The organism is Caenispirillum bisanense, from assembly GCF_039523075.1.
GTDB lineage: Bacteria > Pseudomonadota > Alphaproteobacteria > Rhodospirillales > Rhodospirillaceae > Caenispirillum > Caenispirillum bisanense.
Genome location: NZ_BAAAEP010000006.1, coordinates 14,854 through 36,638, shown reverse-complemented (window position 1 = coordinate 36,638; position 21,785 = coordinate 14,854). Strand labels below are relative to the sequence as shown.

The window sequence follows — 21,785 nt, the reverse complement described above, 5'->3', positions numbered from 1 at the left end:
ACCGGTGGCCAGTCCTGTACTGGCCGTTGATGACCGATGCACGCCTTCATCGGGGAAGGCGCTACATCCGGCGTAGCAACAGCTACATTTGGCGTAGCGGAAAATTTTTTTGCTGGACCCTCTGCTACCCGAGGGACGCGATCAGACGGCGTTGCTCATTCCAGTCCAGGGGCACCTTGGCCCGCAGCAGGGCCTCCAAGGACACCGCCCGGGGCAGGCGTCCTTCGTATGCAGCCTGGACAATGTCAGGGGCGAGAAGCGCCAGCCGCAGCAGATCGTTGACCGTGGAACGGTGGATGCACTCCCGCTCGGCAATTTCGGCGCTGCTGGCCACCGTTCCGTTGTCGATCAACTGCTGCCAGTAGATACCGCGTCCCAGCGCCTTGAGCAGTGGGCGATCCTGTTCGGGGGTCAGTACCGGGGTACTGGTGATGGCAATTGGCTGGGTGACGCCTTCCGGGGCAACGATTACCTTTTTGATACCGCGCTTCTTGAAATGGAAGGGCACGAAAGTCGTGATCCGGACACCTCCCCCCTCCAGCGGATGGCGGCGCTCGTGGGGTATGCCATCGCCGATCAGCTTCTTGGACGTGCGGTTCATGGGGTCATCTCCATTTCCAGCAGTTCGCCGCCGATGCTGTCCGCCTGCAACTCACCGGCCAGTTCCCGCCATCCCGACTCGCGCCAGACGATATCGACGCCATCGGAGAGAAGCTGGACGCGCTCGATCAGCAGATTGACCAGCCGCACCTGCTCAGCGGGGAACAAGGCTTTCCAGACCTCTCCGAGACGGCGCATGGCCAGCAAGGTCGTGGGCTCATCGATCTCCGGGTACTTGCTGCGCACCGCGTTCCAGACTCCCTGGATGCTTTCTGGCGACTGGAGCGCCCCCACAATCAGGTTCACCACCACCTCCTCGATTTGGTCGGCCGGGATCATCCCGGTGGCGCTGCTGCGGTAGCCGTAACGGCTGTCTGCCTTGGGGATGTAGTAGCGGTACTTCTTGCCGGATGGCTTCTTGCTGTAAGTGATGTGGTATTTGCCGCCATCAGGGCCGAACATCAGGCCACGCAACAAGGCATCGGTCTTGTGCCGGGTCTGGGTCTTGCCCATGCGCTGATGGGCATCTTCGGCAAGGATGGCCTGCACTCGGTCCCACAGCTGGCGCGTGATGATGGGCTCGTGTTGCCCGGCAAACACCGCTCCCTTGTGGCGAATTTCGCCGACGTAGATCGGGTTGCGCAGTACCTTGGAGATGTACTTCTTGTCCATTGGCGTGCCGTTACGCACGCAGCCATCCTTCAGGCGGTTGGGCTTGGTGGTGATTCCCTCCAAGGCCATTTCGCGGACGATGTCTGTGATGGAGCGTGTCTCGGTAAATCGCATGAAGATTCGCCGGATGACCTCCGCATCTTTTTCCACAACAACGAGCTTGCGGTCTCTGACCTCGTAGCCCAGCGGCGTGTATCCCCCCATCCATAGACCCTTGCGCTTGCTGGCGGCGATCTTGTCGCGGATGCGCTCGCCGGTGACCTCGCGCTCGAACTGGGCGAAGGACAGCAAGATGTTCAGCATCAGCCGCCCCATCGACGTGGTGGTGTTGAATTGCTGTGTCACCGACACGAACGACACCTTGTGGCGCTCGAAGAGCTCCACCAGCTTGGCGAAGTCGGCCAGGCTGCGTGTCAAGCGGTCGATCTTGTAGACGACCACAATGTCGATCTGGTCGGCCATGATGTCGGCCATCAGCCGTTTCAATGCCGGGCGTTCCATGTTGCCGCCTGAGTAGCCGCCGTCGTCGTAGTCATCGGCGACCGGCAACCAGCCCTCGGCACGCTGGCTCACGATGTAGGCATGGCCTGCTTCGCGCTGGGCATCAAGAGAGTTGAAGGATTGATCCAGGCGCTCGTCGGTGGAGACACGGGTGTAGACGGCGCAGCGCTTTTTGGTCACAACGCTATTCATTTCCCGCCTCCTCGCCGCTTGTTCTTGATAAGCCCAAAAAACAGGGGGCCCGACCACTGGGTGCCGGTGATGTGGCGGGCAACGGCTGACAGGCTTTTGAACCGGCGGCCTTCGTATTCGAAAGATCCGTCTGCCAGCGCGGTGACGCGATGTTCGCGGCTGTCAAACTCCCGCACCAACACAGTGCCGGGGATGACCTGAACTTCGACGCCGCGCTGCGTCTTGATCTTGGATTGGGCTTCGCCAATCCGCGCCATTTGTTTTTGGACAAGTAGCGTAGTGCACAGCGCTTCCTCTTGAATTTTGTAGGCGACGCGGCCTTCGACATAAGCCCGGTTATGGTGCGGCGGTCGCTGCGGGAAATACTTGTCCCAGATAGCCCACAGAGCTTTCATGGGCAGCTTCGGCAGATTAGCGATTTGCGCCGCCAGCGAGAGGGGTGTTGCGGGTGCGTTCATTTCAAAACTCCTTTTGTAGAGGGGTTCGTATGAACGCGCTCGGGTGCCGAGAAGCCAAGAGGAATGTCGCCATCTTTGGGGCGCGTGGAATGCAAGCGCGCGATGGCGGTTGCGATGATTTCCGCGGCCTCGCGCGCCCGTTGGCGAGGGGACATCAATTCAGGGAGTGTTTGTTCGACGGTCATTTCGGTAGCCAGTAAAGTTGTCAGACCGTTACGAAGAATATGCACACAGGGCGGTCGGGGTATCCCGTTTCAGCGTGCATCAGATAGGGAGAGCGAGATTTCGAGGAGATTTTTCTGGGCGACGTTGATCGCCCTGGCTGCGTGGAGTGCCAGCGCGGAGACCATCACGGGCAGAGTGGTTGGCGTGGCCGACGGGGACACGGTCACCGTGCTTGATGCTGATAGGACGCAGCACAAGATCAGGGTGGCTGGGATCGATGCGCCGGAGAAGAATCAGGCGTTCGGGCAGAGATCCAAGGCGTCAATGTCCGACCTCGTATTCGGCAAAGACGTCGTCGTGATGAGCAGCAAGCGCGACCGCTACGGGCGGCTCGTGGGCAAGGTGCTAGTCGCCGACCCCTCCTGCGCCGCAAGCACGTGTCCGAAGACACTCGACGCAGGGCTGGCCCAGATCACAGCTGGGATGGCTTGGTGGTACCGGCAGTACGCACAGGAGCAGTCCGCCGAGGATGCCGGTGCCTACGAGTTCGCCGAACAGGAGGCGCGCGGCCGCCACGCCGGACTGTGGCGCGATGCCGATCCGATAGCTCCTTGGGACTGGCGCCGCGCCTCGCGCCCGTAGTCAGACCAGAGATTTTCTGCGTTGGGTCGCCTCCATTGACCTGATGTTCATCAGGTCATATATTCTCGAAATCGGCGAGGAGGAATGCCATGAGCAAGCACAAGACAGAAGGCATCACTGAGCCGCAGACCAGAACGCTGAGGGCGATTTGCCAAATCTTCGACAGCACAGGCCTGCCGCCTACCGTCAAGGAGTTGGCCGACGCGCTGGGCATCAGCCACGCCAGCGCCCATGAACAGATCGCGCAGTTGGTACGCAAAGGGTATTTGAGGAAAGAAGAAAAAAAAGCCCGGAGCATCGTGATCGTGAAACGGCACGAGTGATCGCGATGTACTGATCTCAACAAGGGGAATCCTGAATGGGGCACGTTCGGCTCGGGGTACTGCCAAGGACGAAAGCGTGGAAGGAGGTCGTCGGCCTGATCGCCGCTGGCGCAGACGTGTCCCAAGTTGCCAACGCCACCATCGCCGCCGCAGAAAAGGCGTTCTCGTTCGTGATGGATGACAAGGGGTACACGGAGGCCGTGTGGCTGATGACGCAATTGGCCATTGCCGCCAAAAAGGATGATCTCTACGCCCATCTTCGATCCGTCGGCATTTCCTTGCCTGACGACGCAACACTGCCCGATGTGACGGCGAGTCTCACCGAGGCCTTGGATCGTGCCGTCGACCATTCCCGCAGGCGCTCCGATCTTGCCGAGATCGCCGGACGCGCGCTGGTCGGCGCGGTGGCCGACGCGCTTCAGCCCCACTTTAACGGTCTATTCCCAAACGACAAGGACACGATGCGCGCGGCGCTTTCCAAACTCGGAACGCAAAAGGAATTCGGCGATCTGTCGCGTTCGTTCTTCGACCGGCTGGCCAACCAGAGCCTCCAATATTTCCTGTCCAAGACGCTGGCGACCCATGTGGGTGAAGGAATGCGCTTTGCGACGATGAACCAGAAAGCGCTTTTCGATCACGCGCTGAGCACGCATACGTGGGAAGCATCGGTGATCGTTCGAGATTTCTCGTCCCAATGGTTTTCCAAACACCGCTACGAGGAAGGCGGTGACATTTCAAGAAAATCGTCCGACGGCTTTGCTGGCTTCGCGCTGAAGAAGATGAAGGATGAATTGAAGTTGGGGGCGCGCACCAGTGCAAACTAAGAAATTCGTCATTTGCGGAAACGCCTCGGCCAAGGGAATCAGCGACGATCCGAAGAACGAAATTCGCCTTCGGCTCTCTGGCGTGAAAGGAGAAGGCAACGTCACGCTGCGCATCGAGGACATCCACAGCAAGATGTTCGGCAGCGTGCCGACCAGGTTCCACGACCTGCTGGAGATCGCTACCTACGTCTACAGCGCCGATCAGGTGATTCTGCGCGGTGCGGACGATGTCGATAGCTTCGGCGATGGCTGGCGGCGCGACCTGCATTTCGTCGTGCCGGTGCGCAATCCGGATTTCTGGAACGGCGAGGAGGTGAAGAACGCGCTCACCTCGACGCTGGACTTCCTCTCGGACGACAACTACGCGTTCAGCTTCGTCAAGCTGGAACAGGATCATTCGTTCCAGGACTACCTGGAGTTCAACGACGCACAGACCATGTATGGCAAACCGGAGCAGGTGGTGATGTTTTCCGGTGGTTTGGACTCACTGGCAGGCGCGCTGGACGAAGTGCTGGGCCAGAGGCGGCGTGTGGTGCTGGTCACGCACAAGGCCACGCCCAAGCTCAACACCCGGCACAAGACGCTTCAAGAGCTGCTGGCGCAGAAAGCGGGAGACAACGCGCCGCATCAGATCAGCGTGCGCGTTCACAAGAAGAAGCCGCTGAACCGGGAATACACGCAGCGCAGCCGCTCGTTCCTGTTCGTCTCGATTGGCGCGACCATCGCCAAGATGCTCGGCCTGAGCAGCGTGCGCTTCTACGAAAATGGCGTGATCAGCCTGAATCTGCCGGTGTGCGCTCAAGTGGTCGGCGGCCGCGCCACCCGGACAACGCACCCCAAGGTGATGAAGGGTTTCCAGGACATCATCACACTGGTGGCTGAAGCGCCATTCACGGTCGAGAACCCGTATATCTGGAAGACCAAGGCCGAAGTCGTCGAACAGATCGTCAAGCTGGGCTGCGCCGACCTCATCAAGCACTCGATGACCTGCACCCACACGTGGGAGATGACGAATCAGCACACCCACTGCGGCCTATGCTCGCAATGCATCGACCGGCGTTTTGCGGTCATCGCCGCCAAGGCCGACCAGTACGATCCGATTGAGCATTACAAGACGGACGTGTTCACGCAGAGCCGGAACAAGGACGACGACAAGATCATGTCCGCATCCTACTTGGAGCGGGCCAACCAAGTGAGCTCGCTGGAGAACGTAGGGCAGTTCCTCGCCAAATACGCCGAGGTGAATCGGGTGCTGCGCTTCCTTGGCGGAAGCACTGCACAGGCTGCCCAGCTCGTTTTCGATCTCTACAAGCGGCACGCCAGCGAGGTGAACGCCGCGTTAGACGAGATGGTTCGCCGCCATGCCACGGCGATCCGGGAGCGCACCATGCCGGGCGATGCCTTGCTGCGCACCGTACATGAATCCGCATCGGTGATCTCGGTGCCAACGGTGTCGCCGAAGGAAAAGCAGCCAGATAACTTCTTTCGCAAGCGCGGAGGCGGTTGGGAGGCTCGGTTCAATCGAGGGAACACGATCAATATCATAGGCGTGGACAAGGGCGCGGAATACATCAACCTGCTGCTGGCGCATCCGGATCGGGAGGCATCTGTCTATGAAGTCGTTTGCGGCTATGCGCTGGGCGTCGCCGATCACGCGAATTCCGGGCTGGAGCACGATGACATTGAAGATGGTTTTCAGGTGACGACCGGAGCACCGCTGGGCAACGCGGGAGTCGTGGTGGACAGGAAGGCAGTCGAGCAATATCGAGCCAAGTACCAGTCGCTGGTTACCGAGAAGGCGGAAGCCGAGCAAGACGGCGATCACCAGCGTGTGGAGGAAATTGAGGACGAGATGGCCCAGATCGCTGATGCGATCACGGCAGGTGTCGGCAAGGGCGGCAAGCTTCGCAAGGCTGGCGACAAACGGAAAAACGTCCGGGACGCCTTCCGCAACGCCGTCAACCGGGCGATCAAGCAGATTGAGAAATGGGACAAGCCGCTGGCTGAACACCTGAAGGCCAGCATCAAATTTGGCAACGAGGTCGTCTACCGGCCCGGGGTGCCCATCACCTGGGATGTCCGCCCCATTGTGAATGAGTAGCCCTGTCCGGGGCGGGTCGCCTGCGTGAAGGCGGCTTCCGTGCCGAACAGGCCGCCGCAAACCCGCGCCAATGCAGGGCCGGGTGCGAAGTCCCCCTTCGCAGAAACAGAGAATAGGCGGGCACTGAGAACGAAAAGCCACCCGAAACGGGGCTGTCCAGGCCGGTGGCGTCCGTCGCAGCGAGGCGCGAACCCGCGCCAAAACTGGCGTTCCGGGCAGAAAAAAACCCAACCGAGAGCGGTTGGGTTTTGAGTAAGTGGTGGAGCTGAGGGGAATCGAACCCCTGACCTCTGCAGTGCGATTGCAGCGCTCTCCCATCTGAGCTACAGCCCCGGTGGGCGCGGATAATGGTGGGGGCGGGTGGGGTTGTCAAGCACTTCGTCGCGCCCTTTCACTTTTGCCGTCAGAGACCCGAACCACCCGCCGGCCTTGCGCGATCTGCCCCCAGGCCTTACGTTTTTCGCGAGCATTTCCAACGCGGAGCGGTTGTACGTCCATGGATGTCGTTCTCGGGCCCCTGCTGCAGGTCGTGAGCATCGCGCTCAATCTCTATCTCTGGGCGCTCATCATCTCGGCGGTGATGAGCTGGCTCGTGGCGTTCAACGTCATCAACACCCACAACCGCTTCGTCTACACCGTGGGCGACTTCCTGCATCGCATCACCGAGCCGGCCCTGCGGCCGATCCGGTCGGTGGTGCCGGTGATGGGCGGCGTCGACCTGTCGCCCATGGTGCTGATCCTCATCATCATCTTCCTGCAGGGCGTCATCGGCCGCCTCGCCTACTCGCTCTGACCGCCATGAACGTGCCGGTGGCCGGGCTGCCGCTGCAGGCCGTCGCCGACGGGGTGCGGCTGGCGGTGCGGCTGACGCCCAAAGCGTCGCGAAACGCCGTGCAGGGGCTTGCCCTGGAGGCCGACGGCGGCCACGTGCTGAAGGTGGCGGTCACCGCGGTGCCCGAGAACGGCAAGGCCAACGAGGCGTTGATCAAGCTGCTGGCAAAGGAGTGGAAGCTGCCGAAGACGGCCTTCACCCTGGTGGCCGGCGCCACCGACCGCCGCAAGACGCTGCACATCGCCGGCGATCCGGCGGCGCTGGCGGCGCATCTGGCGGAAAGGATCATCGGCCATGGCTGAAGCCCTGCTCATCGACGGCCGCGACGACGCGGAAGACCTGCGCGATGCGGTCGGCAAGCGGGTGCGGGAGATCCGCGACACCCGCAAGCTGCGCCCGGGCATCGCCCTCATCCGCGTCGGCGACAAGGGCGAGACCAAGGTGATGCTGGACGAGCGCGAGGCCTGGGCCCGCGACGTCGGCTTCACCGTCAACCGCCACGACATGCCGGCCGAGACCACCACCGACGAGCTGCTGCTGGTCATCGAGGGCATGAACGACGACACCGCCATCAACGGCGTGCTGCTGCTGGAGCCGCTGCCGCGCCACATCGACCTTCCGCGGGTGCGCCGCGCCATCCAGGCGGAGAAGGACGTCGACGGCCAGCACCCCCGCAACATGGGCGAGATGATCACCGGCGGCACCGGGCTGCTGCCCAGCATCCCCCTGGCGGTGCGCCACATCCTGCGCCACCAGCACGGCCGCGACCTGGCAGGCATGACGGCGGCGGTGATCGGCCGCTGCGCCGTGGTCGGCTCGCCGGTGGCGCAGCTGCTGACCCTGGCCGACTGCACCGTCACCCTGATCCATTCGCGCAGCCGCGATCCCAAGGCGGTGACCCGCCAGGCCGACATCGTGGTCAGCAGCATCAACCGGCCGGAGGCCATCCGGGCCGACTGGATCCGCCCCGGCGCCACCGTCATCGATACCGGCCGCCACCGGGTGCAGCGGCCGGACGGCAACGTCGAGCAGGTGGGCGACTGCCGCCGCGCCGACATGCTGCAGGTGGCCGGCGCCTATGCCGACCGCTTCACCGCCGTCGGGCCGCTCGGCATCGGCATGCTGCTGCGCAACACCCTGCTGGCCTGCTGCCGCCAGCACCGCCTGGACATGAAGCTGGCCGACTGCGGCGTCTGAGGCCGCCGGCGCCCCAGCGCAGACGGCGGCATGCCCGATGGCGATGGCCGGGATCGCAGAGTGGCTCTGGCCCCGGCAGCGGAGTCGGGCCATGATTTCCGCCGTTTTCCTGCGCCCGGAACCGCCATGCCGTCCCTCCTGCAGCGTCTGCTGCGGCCGTTCGATGCCCTGCCGCAGCAACTGTCCCACAACGTGCGCGGCGCCCTGTGGATGATGGCCAGCTCGGTCGCCTTCGGCTTCATGGGGGCGGGGGCGAAGCTGTCGGGCGGCGACCTGCACGGGTTCGAGGTGGCCTTCTTCCGCTGCGTGTTCGGCTTCGTCGCCCTGATGCCCTTCCTGCCGTGGCGCGACATGGGCTCGGTGCTGGTCACCCACCGGCCGGGGCTGCATGTGCTGCGGGCGCTGTTCGGCTCGGCCACCATGCTGTGCATCTTCTACGCCATCGCCAACATGGAACTGGCGGCGGCGACGGCGCTGGCCTATGCCCGGCCGCTGTTCCTCATCGTGCTGGCGGTGCTGTTCCTGGGCGAGGCGGTGCGCTGGCGGCGGTGGGCGGCGACCGCCTGCGGCTTCGTCGGCGTGCTGCTGATCCTGCGGCCCGACACCGGCGACCTCAACGCCGCCGCCTGGGCGGCGGTGGCGGCGGCCTTCCTGATGGCCTGCGTCATCACCCTCATCAAGCGCATGGCGGCGACGGAAGGGCCGCTGACCATGCTGACGTGGTTTTCCATCGCCTCCATCATCGTCACCGGCATTGCCTCGCTGCCGCACTGGAAGACGCCCGATGCCGGAGTGCTGGCGGTGCTGGCCGGGGTGGGGGCGCTCGGCACCATGGGGCAGTACTTCGCCCTGCGCGCCTACCGCTTGGCCGACACCACCATCGTGGTGCCCTTCGACTACTTCCAGATCCCCATCGCCTGGGCGCTCGGCTTCCTGATGTTCGCCGAGCAGCCGAGCTGGATGACCCTGGTGGGGGCGCTGATCATCGCCGCCTCCACCCTCTACATCCTGCTGCGCGAGGCACGGGTGAAGCAGGCGCCGCCGCCGCACGATGCCTCCCGCCCGACGTGATCTTTCGGTTCGGGGGCGAATCTGGTATGCAAACCATCCTCATCTTCTGTGCAAAAAATACCGGGAGGAATACATGAACGTCCAAGGGCAGGCCGCCATCGTCACCGGCGCCGCTTCCGGCCTCGGCCGGGCCACCGCCGCGGCGCTGGCCGCCGCCGGCGCCAAGGTCACGCTGCTCGACCTCAACGAGGACAAGCTGACCGCCGCGGCGCGCGAGATCGGCGGCCTGGCCGCCGTCTGCGACGTCACCGACGCCGCCTCGGTGAAGGCCGCCATCGCCAAGGGGCGCGAGGCGCACGGCCCGGCCCGCATCGCCGTCAACTGCGCCGGCGTCGTCCACGGCGCCCGCATCGTCGGCAAGGAAGGGGCCATGGACCTGGGCGCCTTCTCCCGCGTCATCCAGATCAACCTGATCGGCACCTTCAACGTCATGTCGCAGGCCGCCGCCGACATGGTGGGCCTCGACCCGCTGGAGGAAGGCGAGCGCGGCGTCATCGTCAACACCACCTCGGTCGCCGCCTTCGAGGGCCAGTTCGGCCAGGCCGCCTATGCCGCCTCCAAGGGCGGCGTCGCCTCGCTGACCCTGCCGGCGGCGCGCGAATTCGCGCCCAAGGGCGTGCGCGTCATGTGCATCGCGCCGGGCATCTTCGAGACGCCGATGTTCGAGGGCCTGCCGCCGGACGTGCTCGACAGCCTGCTGGCCAAGACCCTGTTCCCGAAGCGCCTGGGCAAGGCCTCGGAATACGCCGACCTGGTGCTCTCCATCTGCGGCAACCGCATGCTGAACGGCACCGTCATCCGCCTGGACGGCGCCATCCGGCTGGAGCCGCGCTGAGTCGCGCCGCCACGGCCGGCAAAAATCCTGGCAAGGGGCGCCCGCAGCGGGCGCCCCTTCGCCTTATGGGGTAATGGTTGAGCCCGTTTGGCGTATTCTCGCCACAGAGCTGTTGCTGCTGCGCAACAGGTGTGGGGAAAACGCTGCGACGGTGGCAGCGGAACCCGCTCCAACCCGTTCCAGAACTTGATTTCTGCGCCGGTTGGGGCACACCCTAGCGCCAGAACATCGCGCCCTACGTGGCCCATGCCGCTTTCCCCTGTGGCAGCCACGACACGGTTCAGGATTGAAAGAAGGAAGGTCCGCGTCATGAAGCGCTCCCTCGCCCTCGCTGCCAGCGTCATCGCCCTTGCGGTCGCTGCCGGCGCGCCCGCCCTGGCTCAGAACCAGGGCCCGTACATCTCCCTCGGCGGCGGCTACGTCATCCCCGAGAACTCCGACCTTGACGGCACCGGCGGCGCCGGCGATGCCACCGTGCGCTTCGAGGACGGCTGGGCCGCCATGATCGCCGGCGGTTACGCCTGGGGCAACGGCCTGCGCACCGAGCTGGAATTCAGCTACCGCGACAACGACGTGGATCGCGTGACCCCGGGCGTCGGCGGCAGCGGCTCCATCAACGCCCTGGCCGGCATGGCCAACGTGCTGTACGAATTCGACTTCGGCATCGGCCTGAAGCCGTACCTGGGCGCCGGCCTCGGCTTCGCCCGCGTGGAAGCGGAAAACATCCGCAACGCCACCGGCGGCTTCACCGATGACGGCGACACCTCGTGGGCGTGGCAGGGCATTGCCGGTGCCGCCTACGGCATCACCGACAACGTCGACCTGACCCTGGACTACCGCTACTTCCAGGCGCCGGACCTGTCGCTGAACAACGGCGTCGGTTCCTACGACACCGAGTACGAAAACCACACCATCATGGTTGGCGTGCGCTACACCTTCGGCGCCCCGCCGGCTCCGCCGCCGGCCCCGGCCGCCGCTCCGGCCCCGGCGCCGCAGGCTGAACCGGTCGCCCAGCGCCCGGCCGCCCGCGACTATCTGGTGTTCTTCGAGTTCGACCGCTCGAACCTCACCCCGGAAGCCCAGTCGGTGCTGAACCAGGCCGCCTCCTCGGCCCGCAACGCCACCCCGACCGTGATCAACGTCACCGGCCACGCCGACCGCTCGGGTCCGGACGACTACAACATGCGTCTGTCCATGCGCCGCGCCGAGGCCGTCGCCACCTACCTGGAAAGCCAGGGCGTGCCGCGTAACCTGATGTCGATCGCCGCCGAAGGTGAGTCGCAGCCGCTGGTCCCGACCGCCGACGGCGTGCGCGAGCCGCAGAACCGTCGCGTCATGATCCGCATCCAGTAAGGACGCGGGCGCACCTCCGCGGTGCACTCAGAGCAGGAAACGGCGCCGGAGCAATCCGGCGCCGTTTTCCTTTGGCGCCGCCGCCGCCCCCTGCGCCCTCGGTGAGCCGGTTGCCGCCCTTGCTCTCGGCGGTGGCGGCGCGCACATTGGAGGCCATGACCGGCAGCGAGCGGATATCCCCCATGAGCGACGGAACGGCAGGCCCGCGCGGCCCGGTGGTGGAGCGTGTGCCCGATGGCGACGAACGCCCCCGCCTGATCTGCGAGGACTGCGGCTTCATCGCCTACGAGAACCCCAAGATCATCGTCGGCGCCGTCGCCACCTGGGGCGACCGTTACCTGCTCGCCCGCCGCGCCATCGAGCCGCGCAAGGGGTTCTGGACCATCCCGGCCGGCTTCATGGAACTGAACGAGACCACCGAAGCCGGCGCCGCCCGCGAGGTGTGGGAGGAAGCGCGGGCGCGGGTGACGGTTGGGCCGCTGCTCGGCCTCTACAGCCTCACCCACATCAGCCAGGTGCACCTCATCTATCGCGCCGAGATGCTGGACGCCGACCACGGGCCGGGGCCGGAAAGCCTGGAGGTGGCGCTGCTGGCGTGGGACGAGATCCCATGGCACGACCTCGCCTTCCCCTCCGTCGCCTGGGCGCTGGAGGCCCACCGCCGCCAGCACGGCCGCCGCGACTTCGCGCCCGAGCCGGCGCCGGAGCGTCCGCGGGCACCGGAGTGACCGCCCGGCGCCCTTTGTCCCGGTCGCGCTACACCTTTGCACGGCTTGGCGGGATAGACCGAACGTCGTAGACCGGAGCCATGCTGAAGCAGAGCGTCATCGACTCGATGGTCCCGCCGCTGCGGGAACTTTACGCGCTGTGGCAGGCTCTCGGCTGGGACCGCGGGCTGCCGCTGGCGGCCGACATGCTGCGCGTCGATCTGGCGCGCTGGCGGGCCAATGCGGTGATCATCGAACGGCGCGACGGCACCTACTGGTACCGCTGGTACGGCCCGGCCCTGCGGGCGGCCTTCCACACCGACCTGACCGGCCTGGCGCTCGACGCCATCCCCGAGCACATCCTGCCCGCCGGCCAGCGCCAGCTGATCGAATACGAGTTCGGGACGGCGCTGGAGCGGCGCAGCCCGGTGTGGCGCAGCTACAAGGCCCAGTTCGACGGCACCGAGCAGGTCTGGCAGCGGCTGGTCCTGCCGGCGGCCCCGGCGGAGGGCGAGCCGGTGAGCCACATCCTCATCGTCGCCGCCCGGGTGGAAACGCCGCCGGTGACGGTGAAGCGCATCCCCACCTTCAGCTGAGGCCGGCGAAGGCCGCCATGTGGAAGGCCGCCTGCTCGGGCGCGTAGGGCCGGTGAGGGCTGTTCAGCAACACGGGCCGCCCCCAGGGGGAGCGGCCCACGTCCGTGTCGTGGCGTGCGGCCTGGGATCAGGCGGCGCTGCCCTGCTTGGAGGCCCGCTTGCGCTCGTTCGGGTCGAGGAACTTCTTGCGCAGGCGGATCGCCGACGGGGTGACTTCCACCAGTTCGTCGTCCTGGATGTAGGCCAGGGCGTCTTCCAGCGTCATCCGGCGCGGCGGCGGCAGCAGGATGGCGTCGTCCTTGCCGGCGGCGCGGACGTTGGACAGCTTCTTGGCCTTCTGGACGTTCAGTTCCAGGTCGCCGGTCTTGGTGTGCTCGCCGACGATCATGCCGCCGTAGACCTTGGTGCCCGGCGTGATGAACTGCGGGCCGCGGTCGAGCAGGTTGAACAGCGCATAGGCCACGGCGTCACCGGCGTCGGTGGCGATCAGCACACCGTTGCGGCGGCCTTCGATCGGGCCCTTGTAGGGGGCGTAGCCGTGGAACAGGCGGTTCATGATGCCGGTGCCGCGGGTGTCGGTCAGGAACTCGCCGTGGTAGCCGATGAGGCCGCGCGACGGGGCGTGGAAGACGATGCGGATCTTGCCGCCGCCGGACGGCCGCATCTCGGTCATCTCGGCCTTGCGCAGGGCCATCTTCTCGACGACGGTGCCCGAGAACTCTTCGTCGACGTCGATGACGACCTCTTCGATCGGCTCCATGCGCTGGCCGTTCTCTTCCTTGAACAGCACGCGCGGGCGCGAGATGGACAGCTCGAAGCCTTCGCGGCGCATGGTCTCGATCAGCACGCCGAGCTGCAGTTCGCCGCGGCCGGCGACCTCGAAGGCGTCCTTGGCTTCGGTTTCGCTGACGCGGATGGCCACGTTGCCTTCCGCTTCGGCCATCAGGCGGGCGCCGATGACGCGGCTGGTCACCTTGTCGCCGTCCTGGCCGGCCAGCGGGCTGTCGTTGACCGAGAAGGTCATGGCCAGCGTCGGCGGGTCGATCGGGTGCGACGGCAGCGCTTCGTTCACTTCCGGCACGCACAGGGTGTCGGCGACGGTGGCCTTGGTCAGGCCGGCGATGGCGATGATGTCGCCGGCCTCGGCTTCCTCCACCGGCACCCGCTGCAGGCCGCGGAAGGCCAGGATCTTGGAGGCGCGGCCCTGTTCCAGCAGCTTGCCGTCGCGGCCGAGCGCCTTGATCGGCTGGTTGACCTTGATGCGGCCGGTGGCGATGCGGCCGGTGAGGATGCGGCCGAGGAAGTTGTCCGACTCGAGCGTCGTCGCCAGCATGGAGAACGGCGCGTCGAGATCGCGCTTGGGCGCCGGGACGTGGTTGACGATCAGCTCGAACAGCGGCGTCAGGTCCTTCGGCGTGTCGTTCTCCAGGTCGCGTACGGCCCAGCCGTCACGGCCGACGGCGAACAGGGTCGGGAAGTCCAGCTGCTCGTCGTTGGCGTCGAGGGTGCTGAACAGGTCGAACACCTCGTCATGCACCTCGTGCGGGCGGGCGTCCTGGCGGTCGACCTTGTTGATGACGACGATGGGGCGCAGGCCCAGCTTCAGCGCCTTCGACAGCACGAACTTGGTCTGCGGCAGCGGGCCTTCGGCCGAGTCGCACAGCAGCACGACGCCGTCCACCATCGACAGGATGCGCTCCACCTCGCCGCCGAAGTCGGCGTGGCCCGGCGTGTCGACGATGTTGATGCGGGTGCCCTGCCAGTCGACGGAGGTGCACTTGGCGAGAATGGTGATGCCGCGCTCACGCTCCAGGTCGTTGGAGTCCATGGCGCGTTCGGCCACCTTCTGGTTCTCGCGGAAGGTGCCGCTCTGCTTCAGCAGGGCGTCGACGAGGGTGGTCTTGCCGTGGTCGACGTGGGCGATGATCGCGATATTGCGGAGGTTCATGACTTTCCAATCTGCGTCCGCGCCGACCGACGGAAGGGCCCTACGCCAGTTCCGTTGCCAGCAGCGTCTTCAAGGGGACGTCCGGCCGGGCGCCCATGTGGCTGATGATCTCGGCCGCGCATCGGCTGGCCAGATGGCCGCTCTCGGCCAGCGACTTGCCGCGGGTATACCCGAAAAGGAACCCCGAAGCATAGAGGTCACCGGCGCCCGTCGTATCGACAAGGCGTGCCGGCGGATGCGCGTCCACCACGAAGCTGTCCTGACCGTTTACGATCACGCTGCCCTTGGCGCTGCGTGTCAGACAGGCGATTTCGACATGCTCCCGCACCTGACGGGCGGCGGCGTCGAAGCTGTCGGTCCGGTAGAGCGACATGATCTCCGCCTCGTTGGCGAACAGGATATCCACCAGTCCTTCCGTCAGTTCAAGAAATTCCTCGCGATGACGGTCGACACAGAAGGAATCCGACAGCGACAGGGCGACCTTGCGGCCGGCTTCCTGGGCGGCGAGGCAGGCGCGGACGATGGCGTCCTTGGCCAGCGGCGCGTCCCACTGGTAACCCTCCACATAGGTCACCTCGGCGCTGGCGATCAGGTCCTCGTCGATATCGGCGGGCGCCAGCCGGGTGCAGGCGCCAAGATAGGTATTCATCGTCCGCTGCGCATCGGGGGTGACGAGAATAAGGCAGCGGGCGGTGGGCACGCCCTCGGCGGCGGCCAGCACCGGGGTGTCGTAATGCACGCCGATGGCGGAAATGTCGTGCCGGAAGACGCGGCCCAGGGTGTCTTCGGCGACCTTGCCGATGAACGCCGGGCGGCCGCCCAGCGAGGCGATGCCGGCCACCGTGTTGGCCGCCGAGCCGCCGCTGCTTTCAATGGCCGGACCCATGGCGGCATAGATGCCCTCCGCCTTGGCGCCGTCGATCAGGACCATCCCGCCCTTGGGCATGCCGTGGGTCGCGAGGAAGGCATCCTCGGCGTTCGCCAGCACGTCGACAATGGCGTTCCCGATGCCAACGACATCGAAGCGGGTGTCGGCCATACCTGAAAGTCCCCTGTCTTGTCCGTGTTGATTAGATCCGGAGTCGTGGCGCGCAGTATAACGCCTGTCCTAAGGCGCACAAGAGCGGCACAAGGCGGGCGCGCATTCGTCGCTCCGTCGTCATACTCAGGATAGGTGACGCTGCCAAGGATGCCGCGCTGCTTGCACGGCGTCGCTGCCGCTGGCACGGTGGCGGCATGACCCGCACCCCTGGTGACGACGAAACCGACGACGACAGCCAGGCCGGCTCCGCCTTCGCGGCGGAGGTTGGGCGGGTGGTCTATCCCGACGTGCCGGAGGACCGGCGCGCCCTCGACCTGCGCATCGCCGCCACCTACGACTGGACCTTCGGCCTGCACGGCGCCCGCCCGCGGGCGGTGCTGTGGAGCAACGGCCGCGGCCAGCGCCTGCGGTTCCGCCAGCTGGCGCGGCTGTTCGGGCCGGAGGTGCGGCGCGGCGGCCTGTTCCGGGCGCCGCAGGGGGCGGTGCGCATCAACGACCTCGGCTGCGGCTACGGTGCCCTGTTCGGCTGGCTGCGGCGCAACCGCTGGCTGGCGGCGGACGCGTCCTATGTCGGCTACGACCTCTCCCCCCGGCTGATCGAGGCGGCGCAGCGCCGCTTCCCCGATCCCCGAGCCAGCTTCTACCTGTCCGGCGAGGCGACGGAGGAGGCGGACTATTCCTTCGCCTCCGGCACCTTCGGCCTCAAGCTCGACCAGTCGCCGGAGGCCTGGCGGGAGCATTGCCGCGGCGTGCTGCGCCAGCTGTGGGGGCAGAGCCGGCGCGGCCTCGGCTTCAACATGCTCGACCGCCGCGGCCGCAAGGGGCGGCCCGACGACGGCTCGCTGTTCTATGCCGATGCCGAGGAATGGGCCGCCTTCGCCGCCGACGGCCTGGGCGCCCGCGTCGAGCTGCTGACCCATTACACGCCGCACGACTTCACCGTCCTGGCGTGGCGGTAATGCCCCCGTAACACGTGGGCTGTTGCCTGCCTTCGCGGTTTGCGTATGCTTCTTCCCTATCAAAAAATACATCAGGGAGGATCTTCGTATGCCTTACAAGACGATCGTCGTCCATCTCGACACCACCGAGCGCTGCGCCAAGCGGGTGGCCATGGCGCTGGGCATCGCCCGCCAGCATGGCGCCACCCTGCACGGCTGCTTCGCCCAGACCGACCCGCACGTGTCGATGATCGACCCGCTGCACCGCGCCAGCGACCGCCTGAAGACGGCGTTCGAGGAGGTCACCGCCCAGGTGCGCGCCGAGGCCGAGGCGGCCGGCGTGGCGGTGCGGTTCTCCATGTCGCCGCTGATCACGGCGTCCAACGTCATCCACTACTTCGTGCGCGCCGCCCGCCACGCCGATCTGGCGGTGGTCGGCCAGTTCGACCGTGACGCCGGCAAGGGCATCGTGCCCGAGGACATGACCGAGCAGGTGGTGCTGAACGCCGGCCGGCCGGTGCTGGTGGTGCCCTATGCCGGCGAGTTCCCGCGCTGGAACGACCACGTGATGGTGGCCTGGAACGCCGGCCGCGAGGCCGCCCGCGCCATGTCCGATTCCCTGCCGCTGCTGGCGACGGCGCACAAGGTGAGCGTGATGGTGGTGCGCGGCAAGGGCGACTCGGAAGCGGATTCGCCGGGCTACAAGGACGAGGACGTGCAGCACTTCCTGGCCGCCCACGGCATCGCCAGCGACCTGCGCTCGGCGGTGGCGACGGAGATCGGCATCGTCGACATGCTGCTCAACCGCGTCTCCGACGAGGCGGCCGGCATGCTGGTGATGGGCGCCCATGGCCACTACGGCTTCCCGCATATCCTGCGCGGCGGCGTGACGCGGGAAATGCTGCGCCACATGACCGTGCCGGTGCTGCTCAGCCACTGAGGCGGCCGGGCGACGGAGGGGGCGCGGCCGCTGCCGTCGCCCCGTCCCGCCCCGCTTCCGTCCTCGTCCTCGTCCCGCCGGCTCAGTCGAGCTGGAAGGTCAGCGTCTTCAGGTAGGCGGTTTCCGGCAGCGCCGGGTGGACCGGATGGTCAGGCCCGGCGAAGCCGGTATGCAGCAGGCGGCCGTGGCGGCCGGCCTGGGCGATGCCGCGGCTGACTTCCTCCTGGAACATCTCCAGCGGCATGTGGTGGCTGCACGAGCCGCACAGCAGCACGCCACCCGGTTCCACCAGCGCCGCCCCCAGGCGGGCGAGCTTGCGGTAGCCCTTGGCGGCCTGCGGCTGGTCCTTGCGCGACTTGGCGAAGGCCGGCGGATCGCAGATAACGACGCCGAAGCGCTCGCCGGCGGCGGCCAGCCGGGCCAGTTCGCCGAAGGCCTCGGCCTGCACCGGCCGCACCCGGTCGGCGAAGCCGTTCAGCTCCGCCGCCTGCATCGCCAGGGCCTGCGCCCGCTCGGCGCGGTCCACCAGCACCACCTCGGCGGCGCCGCGGGCGGCGCAGGCCAGGCCGAAGGCGCCGGCATAGGCATAGACGTCGATCACCCGCCGCCCCGCCGCCAGCTGCGCCACGAAGGCGCGGTTGGGGCGCTGGTCGTAGAACCAGCCGGTCTTCTGGCCGGTGGCGAGGTCGGCGACGTAGGCGACGCCGTTTTCCTCCAGCCGCACCGGCGCCTCGACGCTGCCGCGGGCGACCACGGTGGCGGTCTCCAGCCCCTCCAGTCCGCGGGCCGGGGAGTCGTTGCGCAGCACGATGGCGGACGGCTGCAGCAGCGCCTCGCAGGCCTCGATGACCAGCGGCGTCAGGCGCTCCATGCCGGCGGTATTGGCCTGAAGGGCGAGGACGTCGCCGAAGCGGTCGATGATGAGGCCGGGCAGGCCGTCGCCTTCGGAATGAACCAGCCGGTAGAACGGCCGGTCGAACAGGCGCGACCGCAGGTCGAGCGCCGCCTGCAGCCGCTGCTGCACGACTCGACTGTCGACGGTCGTCTGCCAGTCGCGGTCGATGACGCGGGCGGCGATCAGCGAGTGGGCATTGAAGGTGGCGACGCCCAGCTTTTCGTCGCCGGCATCGACCAGGGTGACCAGGCTGCCGGCGGGCAGGGCCTTGGCCTCGGCGGTCATCTCGACCTCGTTGGAGAACACCCACGGGCTGCCGCGCCGCAGCCGGCCGGAGCGGCCTTTCTGCAGGCGGACGGCCGGCCGCGCCTGCGGGCTGTCGGCAGCGGGGGCGGCGGAGGCGGGGGTGTCGATCATGACTTTGTCCTGCTGGCAATGGCCGTGGGTAAGGCGACCTATGGATTACGGCCAGATTACGGCGCCGGTCCGTCTTTTGGCTGGAAAATTTGTGGCATTTGCTATAGATGGAAGTCCGATCCCGCAAGGGGTCGTCTGTCTGCGCGCGAAGTATTCCCAAATCCGGCGCAGACGGGCAACGGTCGGATCAGTGCTGATCGGTCGGGTACGCCAGCTTCCGAAGGGGAGCCGCCACGAGCGGCAGGAAGACGACGCACCTTGCACAGGGGCCTTTCCGTACCGGTGGGGAAGAATGTTCTGGTCGATCAAGGAGGGGTCATGACCCAAGCGACCACGGCGTACAACGCCCAGTCCGCGGCGACGCCCTATAACGAGGGTGTTATCCGCAACTTCGTCATTGCGGCGATGTTCTGGGGCGTGGTGGGCTTCCTGGCCGGCGATTTCATCGCCTGGCAGCTGGCCTTCCCGGCTCTGAACCTCGATCTGGAGTGGACGACGTTCGGGCGTCTGCGCCCGGTCCACACGTCGGCGGTGATTTTTGCCTTCGGCGGCAACATCCTGATCGGTTCGTCGCTGTATATCGTTCAGCGCACCTCGCGCACCGGCCTTTACGGCGGTGCCGCGCTGGGCAACTTCGTGTTCTGGGGCTATCAGGCGTTCATCGTCATGGCCGCGCTGGGCTACGTGCTCGGCATCACCCAGGGCAAGGAATACGCCGAGCCGGAGTGGTTCGTCGACCTCTGGCTGACCATCGTCTGGGTCGCCTACCTGACGGCCTTCGTCGGTACGCTGATCAAGCGTCGCGAGCCGCACATCTACGTTGCCAACTGGTTCCTGCTGGCGTTCATCGTCACCATCGCCATGCTGCACCTGGGCAACAACCTGGCCGTTCCGGTCAGCTTCTTCGGTGCCAAGTCCTACCAGCTGTATTCCGGCGTGCAGGATGCCATGACCCAGTGGTGGTACGGCCACAACGCGGTCGGCTTCTTCCTGACTGCCGGCTTCCTGGGCATGATGTACTACTTCATCCCGAAGCGCGCCGAACGCCCGGTCTATTCGTACCGGCTGTCGATCGTGCACTTCTGGGCGCTGATCTTCCTGTACATCTGGGCCGGTCCGCACCACCTGCACTACACCGCCCTGCCCGACTGGACCCAGACCCTCGGCATGGTGTTCTCGGTCATGCTGTGGATGCCCTCCTGGGGCGGCATGATCAACGGCATCATGACCCTGTCCGGCGCCTGGGAAAAGCTGCGCACCGACCCGGTGATGCGCTTCCTGGTCACCTCGGTGGCGTTCTACGGCATGTCGACCTTCGAAGGCCCGATGATGTCGGTGAAGGCCGTCAACTCGCTGTCGCACTACACCGACTGGACCGTCGGCCACGTGCACTCGGGTGCTCTGGGCTGGGTCGCCTTCGTGTCCTTCGGCGCGATGTACTACCTGTTCCCGGTGCTGTGGAACCGCAAGCAGCTCTACAGCATGCGTCTGGTGTCCTATCACTTCTGGATCGCCACCATCGGCATCGTCCTCTACATCACCTCCATGTGGATCTCCGGCATCATGCAGGGCCTCATGTGGCGTGCGTATGACGAGCTGGGCTTCCTGCAGTACTCGTTCATCGAGACCGTGGAGGCCATGCACCCCTACTACGTGATCCGTGCCATCGGTGGTCTGCTGTTCGTGATTGGCGGCCTGATCATGGCCTACAACATGTATCGCACCATCAAGGGTGACGTCCGCACCGAGCAGCCTTACGAGGCTCCCGAAGCGGTCGTCGGCGCCCGTCAGTAAGGGGTGACGCGCTATGTCTCTGATCAAGCACCATGAGAAAGTCGAAAAGAACGTCCTCCTGCTGACGCTGGGCATCTTTTTGACCGTCATCGTCGGCGGCATCGTGGAAATCGTCCCGCTCTTCTCGATCGAAAGCACGATCGAGAAGGTGCAGGGCGTGCGGCCCTACACTCCGCTGGAGCAGGCGGGCCGCGACATCTACGTCCGCGAAGGCTGCTACAACTGTCACAGCCAGATGATCCGTCCGTTCCGCGATGAAGTGGAACGCTACGGTCACTACTCGCTGGCGGCGGAAAGCAAGTACGACCATCCGTTCCAGTGGGGCTCCAAGCGTACCGGTCCCGACCTGGCGCGTGTGGGCGGCAAGTACTCGAACGAATGGCACACCCGTCACCTGATCGATCCGCGATCGGTGGTGCCGGAGTCCATCATGCCCGGCTACCCGCACCTGATGCGCGAGCTGAAGTATGACGACGTCGGCGCCCGCCTGGCCACGCTGCGCATCGTTGGCGTGCCCTACACGGACGAGCAGATCGCGAACGCCAAGGCTCACCTCGAGGCGCAGGCCCGCGGCGAGCTGGATGAAGTTGCCCAGGAGTATCCGAAGGCCCGTGGCGGCAACCTGGACGGCAATCTCGAGAAGATCACCGAGATGGACGCCCTCGTCGCCTACCTGCAGGTCCTCGGCACCATGGTCGATTTCACCGAGTTCGACCCCGCTGCCGCCAACGCCTACCGGTAA

General features: G+C 66.1%; 22 protein-coding genes and 1 tRNA gene. 16 read left to right on the top strand and 7 right to left on the bottom strand.

The features are described from left to right. Positions 1–124: 124 nt before the first annotated feature. The 3 genes from ABD056_RS04855 to ABD056_RS04845 are packed head-to-tail and all read right to left on the bottom strand — an operon-like array spanning position 125 to position 2,423. Positions 125–601, bottom strand: a complete 477-nt coding sequence (locus ABD056_RS04855) for a hypothetical protein (RefSeq protein WP_241924168.1) — start codon at positions 599–601, stop codon at positions 125–127. Then, complete coding sequence (locus tag ABD056_RS04850; RefSeq protein WP_241924167.1) at positions 598–1,965, bottom strand: recombinase family protein; 1,368 nt, start codon at positions 1,963–1,965, stop codon at positions 598–600. Before ABD056_RS04850 ends, ABD056_RS04855 begins: the two co-directional genes overlap by 4 nt. Further along, a complete protein-coding gene (locus ABD056_RS04845) occupies positions 1,962–2,423 on the bottom strand; it encodes a DUF2924 domain-containing protein (protein WP_026330036.1) in 462 nt (153 codons plus the stop codon). The genes ABD056_RS04850 and ABD056_RS04845 overlap by 4 nt, the downstream gene beginning before the upstream one ends. A gap of 369 nt (positions 2,424–2,792) precedes the next feature. Between ABD056_RS04845 and ABD056_RS04840 the strand changes: the two genes are divergently transcribed. From ABD056_RS04840 to ABD056_RS04825, 4 genes are all read left to right on the top strand, one after another. After that, positions 2,793–3,230, top strand: a complete 438-nt coding sequence (locus ABD056_RS04840) for a thermonuclease family protein (protein ID WP_343864953.1) — start codon at positions 2,793–2,795, stop codon at positions 3,228–3,230. A gap of 89 nt (positions 3,231–3,319) precedes the next feature. Further along, a complete protein-coding gene (locus tag ABD056_RS04835) occupies positions 3,320–3,553 on the top strand; it encodes a LexA family protein (protein ID WP_241924165.1) in 234 nt (77 codons plus the stop codon). Positions 3,554–3,588: 35 nt separating this feature from the next. Continuing rightward, the gene (locus ABD056_RS04830) at positions 3,589–4,377 is read left to right on the top strand and encodes a hypothetical protein (protein WP_343864950.1); all 789 of its coding nucleotides are present in this window, start codon (positions 3,589–3,591) and stop codon (positions 4,375–4,377) included. After that, positions 4,367–6,478: a 7-cyano-7-deazaguanine synthase gene (locus ABD056_RS04825; protein ID WP_026330037.1), complete on the top strand. Its 2,112-nt coding sequence runs from the start codon at positions 4,367–4,369 to the stop codon at positions 6,476–6,478. The genes ABD056_RS04830 and ABD056_RS04825 overlap by 11 nt, the downstream gene beginning before the upstream one ends. Before the next feature lie 257 nt (positions 6,479–6,735). Here the strand turns inward: ABD056_RS04825 and ABD056_RS04820 are convergent. Continuing rightward, positions 6,736–6,811, bottom strand: a tRNA-Ala gene (locus ABD056_RS04820). 163 nt (positions 6,812–6,974) lie between these two features. Here ABD056_RS04820 and ABD056_RS04815 point away from each other — a divergent pair. From ABD056_RS04815 to ABD056_RS04780, 8 genes are all read left to right on the top strand, one after another. Then, complete coding sequence (locus ABD056_RS04815) at positions 6,975–7,271, top strand: YggT family protein (RefSeq protein ID WP_343864947.1); 297 nt, start codon at positions 6,975–6,977, stop codon at positions 7,269–7,271. A gap of 5 nt (positions 7,272–7,276) precedes the next feature. Continuing rightward, the gene (locus ABD056_RS04810) at positions 7,277–7,612 is read left to right on the top strand and encodes a DUF167 family protein (RefSeq protein ID WP_343864945.1); all 336 of its coding nucleotides are present in this window, start codon (positions 7,277–7,279) and stop codon (positions 7,610–7,612) included. Further along, the gene (locus tag ABD056_RS04805; RefSeq protein WP_343864943.1) at positions 7,605–8,507 is read left to right on the top strand and encodes a bifunctional 5,10-methylenetetrahydrofolate dehydrogenase/5,10-methenyltetrahydrofolate cyclohydrolase; all 903 of its coding nucleotides are present in this window, start codon (positions 7,605–7,607) and stop codon (positions 8,505–8,507) included. The genes ABD056_RS04810 and ABD056_RS04805 overlap by 8 nt, the downstream gene beginning before the upstream one ends. Before the next feature lie 126 nt (positions 8,508–8,633). Continuing rightward, positions 8,634–9,578, top strand: coding sequence for a DMT family transporter (locus ABD056_RS04800; protein ID WP_343864941.1), 945 nt, complete (start codon positions 8,634–8,636; stop codon positions 9,576–9,578). Positions 9,579–9,651: 73 nt separating this feature from the next. After that, positions 9,652–10,413: an SDR family NAD(P)-dependent oxidoreductase gene (locus ABD056_RS04795; protein ID WP_343864939.1), complete on the top strand. Its 762-nt coding sequence runs from the start codon at positions 9,652–9,654 to the stop codon at positions 10,411–10,413. A 309-nt stretch (positions 10,414–10,722) separates the two neighbouring features. Then, positions 10,723–11,766 carry an OmpA family protein gene (locus ABD056_RS04790; RefSeq protein ID WP_343864937.1) on the top strand — a complete coding sequence of 348 codons (1,044 nt, stop codon included), beginning with the start codon at positions 10,723–10,725 and terminating at the stop codon, positions 11,764–11,766. Between the two features lie 182 nt (positions 11,767–11,948). Then, positions 11,949–12,494: an NUDIX hydrolase gene (locus ABD056_RS04785; RefSeq protein ID WP_343864935.1), complete on the top strand. Its 546-nt coding sequence runs from the start codon at positions 11,949–11,951 to the stop codon at positions 12,492–12,494. Positions 12,495–12,574: 80 nt separating this feature from the next. After that, entirely contained in the window at positions 12,575–13,069 is a 495-nt protein-coding gene (locus ABD056_RS04780) for a PAS domain-containing protein (protein WP_343864933.1), read from the top strand. 127 nt (positions 13,070–13,196) lie between these two features. On the opposite strand, the gene typA is transcribed toward ABD056_RS04780, so the two are convergent. Next, on the bottom strand, positions 13,197–15,017 hold the full coding sequence (typA, locus tag ABD056_RS04775; protein ID WP_343864931.1) for a translational GTPase TypA: 1,821 nt from the start codon (positions 15,015–15,017) through the stop codon (positions 13,197–13,199). 40 nt (positions 15,018–15,057) lie between these two features. Further along, positions 15,058–16,056, bottom strand: a complete 999-nt coding sequence (locus ABD056_RS04770; protein ID WP_343864929.1) for an adenosine kinase — start codon at positions 16,054–16,056, stop codon at positions 15,058–15,060. 197 nt (positions 16,057–16,253) lie between these two features. Here ABD056_RS04770 and ABD056_RS04765 point away from each other — a divergent pair, with 197 nt between their 5' ends. After that, the gene (locus ABD056_RS04765) at positions 16,254–17,018 is read left to right on the top strand and encodes a class I SAM-dependent methyltransferase (RefSeq protein ID WP_343864927.1); all 765 of its coding nucleotides are present in this window, start codon (positions 16,254–16,256) and stop codon (positions 17,016–17,018) included. Positions 17,019–17,106: 88 nt separating this feature from the next. Continuing rightward, positions 17,107–17,937, top strand: coding sequence for a universal stress protein (locus ABD056_RS04760; protein WP_343864925.1), 831 nt, complete (start codon positions 17,107–17,109; stop codon positions 17,935–17,937). Between the two features lie 82 nt (positions 17,938–18,019). On the opposite strand, the gene ABD056_RS04755 is transcribed toward ABD056_RS04760, so the two are convergent. Then, a complete protein-coding gene (locus tag ABD056_RS04755) occupies positions 18,020–19,249 on the bottom strand; it encodes a class I SAM-dependent rRNA methyltransferase (protein WP_343864923.1) in 1,230 nt (409 codons plus the stop codon). 318 nt (positions 19,250–19,567) lie between these two features. Here ABD056_RS04755 and ccoN point away from each other — a divergent pair, with 318 nt between their 5' ends. Together ccoN and ccoO are read left to right on the top strand one after the other, a co-directional pair. Continuing rightward, positions 19,568–21,043 (top strand): cytochrome-c oxidase, cbb3-type subunit I, encoded by a 1,476-nt coding sequence (gene ccoN / locus ABD056_RS04750; protein WP_343864921.1) that lies wholly within the window; start codon positions 19,568–19,570, stop codon positions 21,041–21,043. Positions 21,044–21,056: 13 nt separating this feature from the next. After that, complete coding sequence (gene ccoO / locus ABD056_RS04745; protein WP_343864919.1) at positions 21,057–21,785, top strand: cytochrome-c oxidase, cbb3-type subunit II; 729 nt, start codon at positions 21,057–21,059, stop codon at positions 21,783–21,785.

Excerpts from the sequence above, each read along its gene's own strand:
- ABD056_RS04780 (WP_343864933.1), top strand. The coding sequence starts at position 12,575 with ATGCTGAAGCAGAGCGTCATCGACTCGATGGTCCCGCCGCTGCGGGAA.
- ABD056_RS04765 (WP_343864927.1), top strand. The coding sequence starts at position 16,254 with ATGACCCGCACCCCTGGTGACGACGAAACCGACGACGACAGCCAGGCC.
- ABD056_RS04760 (WP_343864925.1), top strand. The coding sequence starts at position 17,107 with ATGCCTTACAAGACGATCGTCGTCCATCTCGACACCACCGAGCGCTGC.
- ABD056_RS04810 (WP_343864945.1), top strand. The coding sequence starts at position 7,277 with ATGAACGTGCCGGTGGCCGGGCTGCCGCTGCAGGCCGTCGCCGACGGG.
- ABD056_RS04850 (WP_241924167.1), bottom strand. The coding sequence starts at position 1,965 with ATGAATAGCGTTGTGACCAAAAAGCGCTGCGCCGTCTACACCCGTGTC.
- ABD056_RS04785 (WP_343864935.1), top strand. The coding sequence starts at position 11,949 with ATGAGCGACGGAACGGCAGGCCCGCGCGGCCCGGTGGTGGAGCGTGTG.
- ABD056_RS04795 (WP_343864939.1), top strand. The coding sequence starts at position 9,652 with ATGAACGTCCAAGGGCAGGCCGCCATCGTCACCGGCGCCGCTTCCGGC.
- ABD056_RS04800 (WP_343864941.1), top strand. The coding sequence starts at position 8,634 with ATGCCGTCCCTCCTGCAGCGTCTGCTGCGGCCGTTCGATGCCCTGCCG.
- ABD056_RS04835 (WP_241924165.1), top strand. The coding sequence starts at position 3,320 with ATGAGCAAGCACAAGACAGAAGGCATCACTGAGCCGCAGACCAGAACG.
- ABD056_RS04770 (WP_343864929.1), bottom strand. The coding sequence starts at position 16,056 with ATGGCCGACACCCGCTTCGATGTCGTTGGCATCGGGAACGCCATTGTC.
- ccoO (WP_343864919.1), top strand. The coding sequence starts at position 21,057 with ATGTCTCTGATCAAGCACCATGAGAAAGTCGAAAAGAACGTCCTCCTG.
- ABD056_RS04855 (WP_241924168.1), bottom strand. The coding sequence starts at position 601 with ATGAACCGCACGTCCAAGAAGCTGATCGGCGATGGCATACCCCACGAG.
- ABD056_RS04805 (WP_343864943.1), top strand. The coding sequence starts at position 7,605 with ATGGCTGAAGCCCTGCTCATCGACGGCCGCGACGACGCGGAAGACCTG.
- ABD056_RS04845 (WP_026330036.1), bottom strand. The coding sequence starts at position 2,423 with ATGAACGCACCCGCAACACCCCTCTCGCTGGCGGCGCAAATCGCTAAT.
- ABD056_RS04815 (WP_343864947.1), top strand. The coding sequence starts at position 6,975 with ATGGATGTCGTTCTCGGGCCCCTGCTGCAGGTCGTGAGCATCGCGCTC.
- ABD056_RS04755 (WP_343864923.1), bottom strand. The coding sequence starts at position 19,249 with ATGATCGACACCCCCGCCTCCGCCGCCCCCGCTGCCGACAGCCCGCAG.
- ABD056_RS04830 (WP_343864950.1), top strand. The coding sequence starts at position 3,589 with ATGGGGCACGTTCGGCTCGGGGTACTGCCAAGGACGAAAGCGTGGAAG.
- ABD056_RS04790 (WP_343864937.1), top strand. The coding sequence starts at position 10,723 with ATGAAGCGCTCCCTCGCCCTCGCTGCCAGCGTCATCGCCCTTGCGGTC.
- ccoN (WP_343864921.1), top strand. The coding sequence starts at position 19,568 with ATGACCCAAGCGACCACGGCGTACAACGCCCAGTCCGCGGCGACGCCC.
- typA (WP_343864931.1), bottom strand. The coding sequence starts at position 15,017 with ATGAACCTCCGCAATATCGCGATCATCGCCCACGTCGACCACGGCAAG.